Raw genomic sequence first — 9,309 nt, 5'->3', positions numbered from 1 at the left:
GCCCACCGCTCTCGCGCCAGTCCAAGGTGAGCCGCCTTGCGCCGCTCTCGCCGACGACGACCGTCCAGGCGACGTCGATACGGCCGGTTTCGTTCGAGAGCGCGCCGTACTTGGCCGCGTTGGTCGTCAGCTCATGCACCGTCATCCCGAGGGCCAGGACGTAGCGCGGCGGCAGGTCGATGTCGGTCCCCTGCAGACCGAAGCGGTGTGCCTCCTGGTCTCGGAAGGGGGAGAGTTCGTTCTCCAGCACCGTACGCAGCGAGGCGCCCTCCCAGTCGTCGCGCGAGAGGAGGTCGTGGGTCTTCGACAGGGAGAGGATGCGCCCCTCAAGCCGTTCGCCGCGGTCCTCGTCGCGGCGGGCCTGCCGTGCCAGGGATTGAACGGTGGTGAGGGTGTTGCGGACGCGGTGGTTCAACTCGTGCAGCATCATCGTCTGCCGCTCCTGCAGGACGCGGCTGCGGGCAACCTCCTCGCGCAACTCCCCCTGGTGCCTCTGCAGCGACGCCGCCATGGCGTCGAACGCCTCGCCGAGCTGGCCGAATTCGCCGTGCCCGGACAATCCGGTCCGTGTCTCCAGCTCGCCGGCACGCCATGCGCCGGCCGCACCCAGCAGGCGTTGAACGGGCCGGCGTATGAAGGCGCGTCCGGCCAGGAGCGCGGCGCCGATCGCCAAGATCGCTCCGAGGCCGATCAGAACGATCCCGCGGTGGGTCGCGGCATCGATGTCGGCGAAGGCGGTGGCGGGCAACAGGCCCACCGCCACCGTCATGGTGTCGAGATCCCCCGGCGATCCACCGGCCACCGCCGTGATCCGCGGGTTGCCCCGCAATCCGGTCAGGTCGGCGACCCTGCCCCGATGGTCCGTCAGCGCCTTCCAGACGGTCGGAGGGAGCGGCCGGCCCGCCCACGCCTCGTGGTCAGGCAGGCGGACCAGGATCGTCCCCTGCCGGTCCGCGACTGTGAGGGCGGCGTCGGGCGGCAACCCGGCATCGGACTGTCGGGCCGCAAGATAGGACAGGTCGATGCTGGTGATCACGATACCGTCGGGCCGACCGTCGCCGTCCTCGTCGGCAATGGCCTGGGCGAACTGGATGGTTGGCCGGCCCGTAACCCGGCCGGACACGACCTCCCCGATGGCAAAGCCGCCGGTGCGCATCGCCTCCTGGAAGTAGGACCGGTCGGCGACCGTGTAGGCCCCCACCGGGGACCCCATGGTGTTGCACCGGATGCGCCCGTCCGGTTCGGCGACGCCGAAGAAGAACGAACCCGGCACCTTCCCGACGACCGTCGCGAGATACGTCGTGCAGGCCCGTGCGTCCTTGCCGCGGATCTCGGAGATGCCGGCCAGGATGCCGAGAATTTGCCGCGCCCCGCGACCGAACTGCCCCAGGTCGGCCGCGACCGCCCGGGCCCCGCGCATGGCCTCGTTCCGGACGGCTTCAGCGCGGGCGGCCCGAAGCGCGTACACGTTGTAGCCCTGGACAGCCAAGGCGGGAATCAGCGCCAGCACGACCAGGCCCACGATCCGCTTCGTCAGAGACATCGAGGGTTGCTTCCCGACCCTGGTTACCCCGTCGCGTCTCGGGACCCGGCCACCGAACTAGGTCGGGTTGGCGCTACGACCATGGTGTGGCGCCGGGCTCCATGCGGACACCGGGGCATCTTGGCCTCGCTTGATCCTCGGCTCGATCCGGTGCTTGAGGCGTATGAGCGAGGTGCGGCCGAGGATGTCCACGGGGTGGATGTCAGCGACGCGGGCCGCTCACCCCGCATCCGCGCCTCCGTCGATTTCCTCGCCGCCTCTGCGACAGTGGATGCCTGACGTCGTCGCCGGCCTCGACGCCGACGATTCGGGGATCCGCGCCGAACGTTATGACCGGCCGGGCCGCAAGCGCAGGCGTGAGAGCCCGGTCGTTGGAGGATCCGGCGCTCCGGTCGGATGCGTGCTGGGCGGCGGGATCTACGTCCGAACGTGCTCCCACACCTTGGAGATGACGACCGATCCCTCGCCGACCGAAGCTGCGACCCGCTTGACGGAGTTGGCGCGCACGTCACCGACCGCGAAAATTCCTGGGTGCGACGTCGCATAAGGCGAGCGCCCGCCGATCGCGTCCCCGGTCAGGACAAAGCCGTGGCCATCAAGCTCGACGAGCCCCGAGAGCCAGCCGGTGTTGGGAGCGGCGCCCACCATGACGAACACGGCACAGGTCAAGATCCTGCGCGTCGTTCCGTCGGCGACGGTGCGGATCGTCACCGCGTCGAGATGGTCGTCGCCGTGCAGGGCGGTGACTTCGGCCCCGTACTCGATGGTGATCGCCGGGTCTGCCTCCAGCCGGCTCGACAGGTACCTCGACATGGAGGTCGCGAGCGATTGCCCGCGTACCAAGAGGCGAACGTGTCGCGCCGAGCGGCTGAGATACATCGCGGCCTGGCCCGCCGAATTGCCACCGCCGATGACGATCGCCTCGGCATTCCGGCAGTAGCGCGCCTCGATCTCCGTCGCAGCGTAGTAGATGCCTGCGCCCTCGAACGCTTCGAGGCGGTCGATCGGCAATCTCCGGTACTGGACGCCGGTCGCGACAACGACGGCCTGTCCCCGGACGCGCCGGCCGTTCTCGAACGTCGCACAGAACGATCCGTCCTCGAGCCGTTCCAACTTCGCCACGCGCCGCGGCATCGCGAAGCGCGTGCCGAACTTCATCGCCTGGATCTCGCCGCGCCAGACGAGGTCAGCGCCCGAGATCCCGGTCGGGAAGCCCATGTAGTTCTCGATCCGGCTCGACGTGCCGGCCTGGCCGCCGATCGCCAGATCCTCGATGACCAACGCGCGCAGCCCCTCCGCACCCGCATAGACGCCCGCGGCCACCCCGGCCGGGCCGCCGCCCACGATGAGGACGTCGAAGGCCTCGTCATCGACGAGGTTGTAGTCGAGGCCGAGCAACCGCGCGACCTTGGCGGGCGTCGGCTCGGTCACGACCACGTCCCGGCCGAAGATGACAGCCGGTCGGTTCGCCGAGATCGAGCAGGCCGTGGCGACGCTCGCTGCCTCCGGGCTGCCCAGCGGATAGGTCCTGTAGGGAAGCCGGTTGCGGCTCGCGAATTCGGCGATCCGCCGTACGCTGCGGTCGTCGTCCTCACCGATGAGCACGAGCGTGCCGTCGTGCGCGTCGAGCTGCCGCCGCCGCCGTGCGGCAAGGACTGTGATGATGATGTCCGACATCTCCGGGATCTCAGACATCAGTCGCAGCATCTCGGGGCGCGGCACCTCGGTGACGACCGTATCCGCGCTCGCCCGCATGGGCATCGACCAGACGCCGCCGTTCAGGAACGAGATCTCGCCCATGAATTGGGTCGGACCAAGGGTGGATGGGAGATGGCGCTCGTCCGTGAAGGGATTCACGACTTCGATCTCGCCGGCCTCGACATACACGAAGCGATCGGCTGGATCACCGGTCCGGACGAGAAACGCGCCGGCGGGATAATGCTTCTCGGTCCCGATCGCCCGCAATGCGGCGACATGTGATGCAGCAAGGGGGATGCGCTGCATCTCGCGCAGGTCACGGCCGATCGTTTCCATGGATCGCTCCCGTCGCAGACTATCCGATGCGGCGCAGCATCGATGGCTCGGCCATTACCGGCAAGCCCCTCGGCGTGGGCGATTGTTTGATCGAAGCCGGTGGCCTGACGTCGCTTGCGTGGACCCGCAACCCGGCCTTGACCGAAATCCGCTTCGGAGCGGGAGCACGGCAAAGCAGACGGGCACTTGCCACCGTGAGCATAACGGCAAAGGGGATTTTGGAAGCGCCTGAGAAGCATGCGCGTTCAATGGGCGCACAGCAGGGACGTTTCCGACAGCGCGCGGGATTGAACAATATTGTTTGCCGCCTACGGACAGCGCCGGCATTCATTTTTAGTGATTTGTTTCATGAGCAATTTGTAGTAAATTCAAACTTAATGAACATGTAATCTATTTTAATCTTTCGACAGATAAAGGCGTTTTTGCGTCGGTGGATCTCCCGATTGTCTGGGCAAGGGCGCCTCTTGATCTGACCCGTTGAACACCACACCCGATCACGACTTAAAAGGCGTTCCGATCTGGCTTATCTGCGTGCGGCTAACGCACTCTGTTCCACAATCGGCTTGGGGCAGAGCAGGAGGAGACGCATTAAAGCGGATTGACGACGTGTATCCGTTTTCTCAAAGATGTGGCGCAAGTGAACCCGCGCGGTGTTGAGCGTAATGCTGCGATGTGCTGCGCTCGCCGCAAGATCATTTCCGGCCAGCATCTCAAGTGCGAACGCAGCTTCAGTGGCCGTTAGACCGAACTGAGCCTGCAACGCCGCTTTGGTTGGAGGCCGCACATTGACCGGATCGATCAGGCGCAGAAGCACGATGCGATCAACATCCGCGTCGGCCCCTGACGGAAACGCGCTCGCCGCAATCAGCAGCGTCTCCTCTTCAGCCCCGAGCCGAAGCGCCCCCCCAAGGCCGCTGGCCGCGCAGTCGGCAATCAACGTGCGAAGCGCTACACTGCCACTCGGCGCGCTGGCGCTTAGACGGCCGTTTGCAAGGCGCAGGTGAGGACCTCGCACAATGCCTTGGGCCTCCCGGTTCAAGAAGAGGGCGCAACCGAATCTGTCGACGACCGCCACGCCCTCCTCGAAATGGTCGACGAACGCTTCGAGCGCGGCAGCTACAGACGCTGGGTCGAACCCGCGTCGGCGCTCGTCCGCGAGACCGTCCCAGTAAAATGGGGTACGCTTCTGATCGTGAGACCTTTCCGGCGTGCTGCCAGATCCTACGAACGCCTGTTTTGCGGATGCGTGCATCTGCGGCCTCGCGTCAATTTCGTCGAACACACTCTCGAGAGCCCGCAGCGTACGATTTCCCCTCTCCGAGCGGGTGTGACCTGCGTCACTCTCGCGGGGCAGACGCGGACGGCAGGAGCCGACAGAAACGATTCAGACAAGGCTGCAACGATCCCTCGCTCGACTTCTGGAAGCCCCATCCCGGCTCACCCGTGGCCGCATGCCCCCGGGACCAGTGGGCCGAAGGCGCTTGATTGAGAGTGAAGGGCAAACTTGTCCTGTATCGCCCCATGCTTATACTGTCTTCCCGCCACTCGACGGCCTCTAAGTACCGTCGCACCCGGCCGGTACAGGATGTATGGGGTCGAGCATGGGCGCACTGAGACGAGACAGCCAGTCGACATCCTCTGTTTCGGCGTCGTCCTTCGGACTGCCGGCCAGATCCGCGCGCAGTTCGCGCGACGCTGTCCGTTAGGCGCGAGCCTGCCACGTGTCGTCCGGCAAAGTCGGTTCCGTCTTTGACAAGCGGACCGCACTGTCGCGGCATGAGTTGTTCCGGGATGCGCCGCAGATTGTCATCGAGCGCCTCAGCGTGCGCGCTCAGCCCCTCACGTTCAACTGTGGTCGGCGTGTCTTTAGCCGAGGCGATGAGAGCCATGGGCTCTTTGCAGTTATCAGTGGCCATGTCCGGATCTCTACGAGCTGTCCGGAGGGCCGATCCGAACTCATCATGAATTTGATTGGTCCTAACGAAGTCTTTGGGGAGGTCGCACTGCTTGATGACGGGTTGCGAACGGCTGACGCGATCGCGGCGACCTCTTGCTGCCTCCTGCTCCTCGAACGGCGAGACCTGTTTCCTATCCTCAACGACTTTCCCATTCTCGCGGTCAGACTCCTGGCGATCTTGAGCGGGCGGTTGCGGCGCACGAGCCAGCAATTGTCCGATTACGCGTTCGTCTGCGCCGAGCAGCGCTTGGCGAAGACGCTCCTTACGCTGGCCGGACACACGGAGCGCAACGATGTCCGTGTGCTCACAACGCAGCGCGAGCTGGGCCACATGGTCGGCCTGTCCCGCGAGGGCATCAACCGGCATCTCTCGGTCTGGCAGCGCAAGGGCTTCATCGCGCTGGCTCCGGGAGCCTGCACAATCCGCGACCGTGCAGCCCTGGCGAAAATCGCGTTGGGTGATGGGGAGGTTCAAAGCTGACTGCTCCTTCTTCGATCGGACCTCTCATGCGGAAAAGCTCGACTCGCGGGGCGACCGAGTTCATCGAGCGCACAGGACCGTCTTCTTGGCTCGAAACAAGCATCCTTTCTCATTGCGAGATCCGGCGAGCCCGCAGCAGCTCGATGTGAGGCGACTCACACCAGGGCTTTCTGAGATCCGATAAAGTATTGGCATTCACCCTGCGGAGGCTGGCGCAGAACAGGTGTCTTCTAGGAAGAGCCGTATCGACCGCTGGAACGCATGGCGAAAGCGGTCTTGTCGCAACGCGCATCGGCCGGCCTGCATCCCTGCGCGCGACGCGCCGTCACGCCGGTTTCAAATTCCCGCCGCCGCGCTTCGCGATCTCGCCCGGCGTGGTAGGCACCTGGGTTGGTGCCGGAAGCGGAGGGTTCGTGAGCTGACGGGCGAGCTGGGGTGACGCCGTACTGGTCCCGATCAGGCGGAAGACGCTGCCGGTTCTATTGCCGCCGGCCCGCAAGCCCTTGAGCGCGAACGTTCCGTCCGTAGGCAGCAGGAAGTCCGGACCCGCGCGGAGCGTGAGCGGGCCAGGGCGCGCAGGTCCCGCCGACGAGTACGCAGCACGGCGGCCATTCGCGAGGATGTAACCACCCGCCACATGCACGTTGCTGTCGCCTGCGGTGGCGATCCCGTTCAGGGTACCGTCGCGGCGGATGAGTGAGCCGGCGTCATCGAAAGCGCCGTCGACATAGGTCAGATCGGCCTCGGCGGACGTGGCCAGGCGCCACGCGTCGTCGACGAAATACGATCGTTTGGCACCGGTGCGGACGCCGATGTTCGGGTCGCTGCGTGCCGCGTAGGCATGCATTTCAGCGCCTCGCGGGATACCCGAGACGGTGATGCGCCAGTCGCCATGTTCCGCGGCGTCCTGGGTCGCCTGAACCGCCAACAGCCAGAGCGTGTCCGTGCCTTGCACGATCGGCGAGGAGACCTGGAACGCCGCGGCTGGCGCACCCGGCGGTGGGACAGCGGCCGAGGAGGCGCTCGCGCCACTCGGCGCGGTCAGCGTGATGGTGACGATCTGCGCCGCGCTGCCGGGCATCCAGATCTCGGCAAAGCACGTGACTGGGTTGTCGGGTAACAGGCGCCAGACCCATTCACAGATGTCGCCCGGTTCGGGTCCGCCGACGTGGCAGACATGGCTATCGCTGAGGTCGCTGTTCCCCGCCGGAAGCACGATCTCCAATCTCGGTTTGCCAGGCGTGCCGTTGAAGTCCGCCACGAACGCGGCAAGCGCTCTTTCAAGCTCGGACGTGCCGTTATGGGGGCCCGTCGTAATCCCGTAGCTGATGTTGATGATGACGTGCTCGGTGTGGTCCGGGTCGACGTAGGACAGCACGTATCGGATGCCGTCGAAGATGTAGGCCTTCAGCCACACGCCGGTGGCGTCCTTGATGCAATCTTCAGAAAACTGAACGAAGACGATGTCTGCGCTGGACGCCGGGTCGGTCCCGTCCTGCCAGCTTGGTGGATCCCTGTTATCAGTGCCAGGACCGGTGGGGCCGACACGCGACGCGGTCGGCATAATCCCGGCCAGAACATCCATCACGTGCGCGCCGTGCGACTGGCGCAGCAGGAGCCGCCGAAAATCGGCGTCCGCGTAGCAGCCGTCCTCATCTATGCTCCCGCTCCCGGCATGGAGCGCGATCCACGCATTGAGATCGAGCCCTGTTGGCGCGGAGGGGGGCAGAGGCGCGCGTCTGAATTCCACGCCGTAGAGAAAATCAGCCGGAATCATGCCGAACTGGAGTAGGTTGCCTTGGTTGTCCGGGAACGAGATCGGCGATTTTCCCCGATCCTGATCCCAGATACCCCGCACGCGCGTGCTGGCTGGACCTCTTAGGAACTGGGCCGCCGCGAAGGGGCAACCATCGTCGAGCAGGCCGATGAGAACAGGGCCGGGCGGTGTGTGAGGCGCGCGGTGATGGCGATGATGAACCCTATGCTGACGTCTCGTCACGGCGGCGCGCTTTATCGGGAGCGACAGCTCGACCTGATCGACGAATGCGTCCCATATCGCGGCAGTCGGGGGCGTCGTCACCCCCTCCAAAGTCGTGAACACGGTGGCGAAGCACCGCTGCGCGCTGTCCGGGCCGAGCTCGACGTCGACTGAGGCGTCCCGCCCCATCGCCTTCACGAAGGCCGATGCCGATCCCGCCCGCTTGAACGCCACGAGCAGGAAGAGCTTGTGCGTCCGGCTGTGAAGCAATGCGAAATCGCGGAATCTCGTGACGATCGCATAGCGAAGATAGGGCCCAAAGCATTTTGGCAGATCGGACCAGGGATCGGATTTGACGTCGCGCATCGCCACAGCCTCCTCGACCGCTCACGGATAGCGTCCGGCCCACTCGTCGTGCGCCCGCGTCCAGAAATGCTTCATCAACGGTGAGACCGGGATCGGCCCGCCCGGCGCATGTGCGTAGAAGGGGGCCCCGAGCGCGGTCTGGGCCGCATTGAACGGGTTGAAGTCGGTCTTCGGGGCGCTGTCGATTGCGGACGCGACGAATGTACGACCCGGACAAGCCACCTGCCCGGTGCAGCGACCGACAATGTATTCGCCGAGCGCCGTGCCGAGCATCCGCCCGGCCAGATTGTCGACCGGGAAGTGGACGCCGGCGATGACCCTGTTCGTGGCGATCCGCGCGGCTTGGCGATCGAGCTGCTCGACGATCTGCGTGTACTTCGGCTCGAGCCCGAGCAGCATCTTGAGAACATGGGCGACCGCATGGGCCTGCGTCGCGTGTCCGCTGGGGAAGCTCCCATGCCCCGGCGTCGTGATCATCGGCTGCACCTGGGCGCTGTATTCGACCGGACGCCAGCAGGCCAAGGCTTGCTTCAGCCGCATCTCCGCATAGACGCAGAACTGCAAGACAATGTTGAGTAGTTCGAACGTGCGTTTGGTACGATCGGGATGCAGATAGACGACCGAGGACCAAAATGCGTACTGTGGATCGATCTGCGCCATGATCTCGGTGGCACGCTCGCTGCGCAATTCCGCCCAGCTGAGGACCAGCGGGATCTGAGCGGCAAAAGTCGCTCTTTGCGGCCGATCGACGTGCGCGATCAGATCCGGCCCGCGAGAAACCCTGAAGCCCGACTGCGTGTCTTGGAAGACGATACCGTGCAGCAGATCGCCAATCGCGATGTAAGCACGAACCCAGGGTTCCCAACGTTCAAGCTGCTCGGGTGCGTCGATCGCTGGAAGTGCGGGCGCGTGCAGCGTGAGATCGTTCGTAATAATCCCTTCGCGCTCGA

At 65.3% G+C, this 9,309-nt stretch carries 8 protein-coding genes; 3 read left to right on the top strand and 5 right to left on the bottom strand.

Translation table 11 applies throughout. From position 1 onward, the window contains the following. Positions 1-1,543 (bottom strand): HWE histidine kinase domain-containing protein (locus OXS49_RS31530; protein WP_267428504.1); only part of this gene is annotated, 1,543 nt, incomplete at its 3' end. A gap of 120 nt (positions 1,544-1,663) precedes the next feature. Between OXS49_RS31530 and OXS49_RS31525 the strand changes: the two genes are divergently transcribed. After that, positions 1,664-1,822 (top strand): hypothetical protein, encoded by a 159-nt coding sequence (locus tag OXS49_RS31525; RefSeq protein WP_267428503.1) that lies wholly within the window; start codon positions 1,664-1,666, stop codon positions 1,820-1,822. Positions 1,823-1,960: 138 nt separating this feature from the next. Here the strand turns inward: OXS49_RS31525 and OXS49_RS31520 are convergent, their stop codons facing one another. Further along, entirely contained in the window at positions 1,961-3,577 is a 1,617-nt protein-coding gene (locus tag OXS49_RS31520; protein ID WP_267428502.1) for a cyclic nucleotide-binding domain-containing thioredoxin-disulfide reductase, read from the bottom strand. A gap of 26 nt (positions 3,578-3,603) precedes the next feature. Here OXS49_RS31520 and OXS49_RS31515 point away from each other — a divergent pair, with 26 nt between their 5' ends. Next, positions 3,604-3,966 (top strand): hypothetical protein, encoded by a 363-nt coding sequence (locus OXS49_RS31515; RefSeq protein WP_267428501.1) that lies wholly within the window; start codon positions 3,604-3,606, stop codon positions 3,964-3,966. Positions 3,967-4,100: 134 nt separating this feature from the next. On the opposite strand, the gene OXS49_RS31510 is transcribed toward OXS49_RS31515, so the two are convergent. Beyond that, the gene (locus OXS49_RS31510; RefSeq protein WP_267428500.1) at positions 4,101-4,859 is read right to left on the bottom strand and encodes a helix-turn-helix transcriptional regulator; all 759 of its coding nucleotides are present in this window, start codon (positions 4,857-4,859) and stop codon (positions 4,101-4,103) included. 439 nt (positions 4,860-5,298) lie between these two features. Between OXS49_RS31510 and OXS49_RS31505 the strand changes: the two genes are divergently transcribed. Next, the gene (locus OXS49_RS31505) at positions 5,299-6,015 is read left to right on the top strand and encodes a Crp/Fnr family transcriptional regulator (protein ID WP_267428499.1); all 717 of its coding nucleotides are present in this window, start codon (positions 5,299-5,301) and stop codon (positions 6,013-6,015) included. Positions 6,016-6,340: 325 nt separating this feature from the next. Here OXS49_RS31505 and OXS49_RS31500 read toward each other — a convergent pair whose 3' ends face one another. Both OXS49_RS31500 and OXS49_RS31495 read right to left on the bottom strand, forming a co-directional pair. Beyond that, on the bottom strand, positions 6,341-8,359 hold the full coding sequence (locus OXS49_RS31500) for a hypothetical protein (protein ID WP_267428498.1): 2,019 nt from the start codon (positions 8,357-8,359) through the stop codon (positions 6,341-6,343). Between the two features lie 21 nt (positions 8,360-8,380). Then, a partial coding sequence (locus OXS49_RS31495; RefSeq protein ID WP_267428497.1) for a phosphatase PAP2 family protein occupies positions 8,381-9,309 on the bottom strand: 929 nt, incomplete at its 5' end.

This window comes from Methylobacterium sp. GC_Met_2, from assembly GCF_026540795.1.
Lineage (GTDB): Bacteria > Pseudomonadota > Alphaproteobacteria > Rhizobiales > Beijerinckiaceae > Methylobacterium.
Note: the sequence above shows the minus strand (reverse complement) of the source record. Positions and strands in the feature narration are given on the sequence as shown.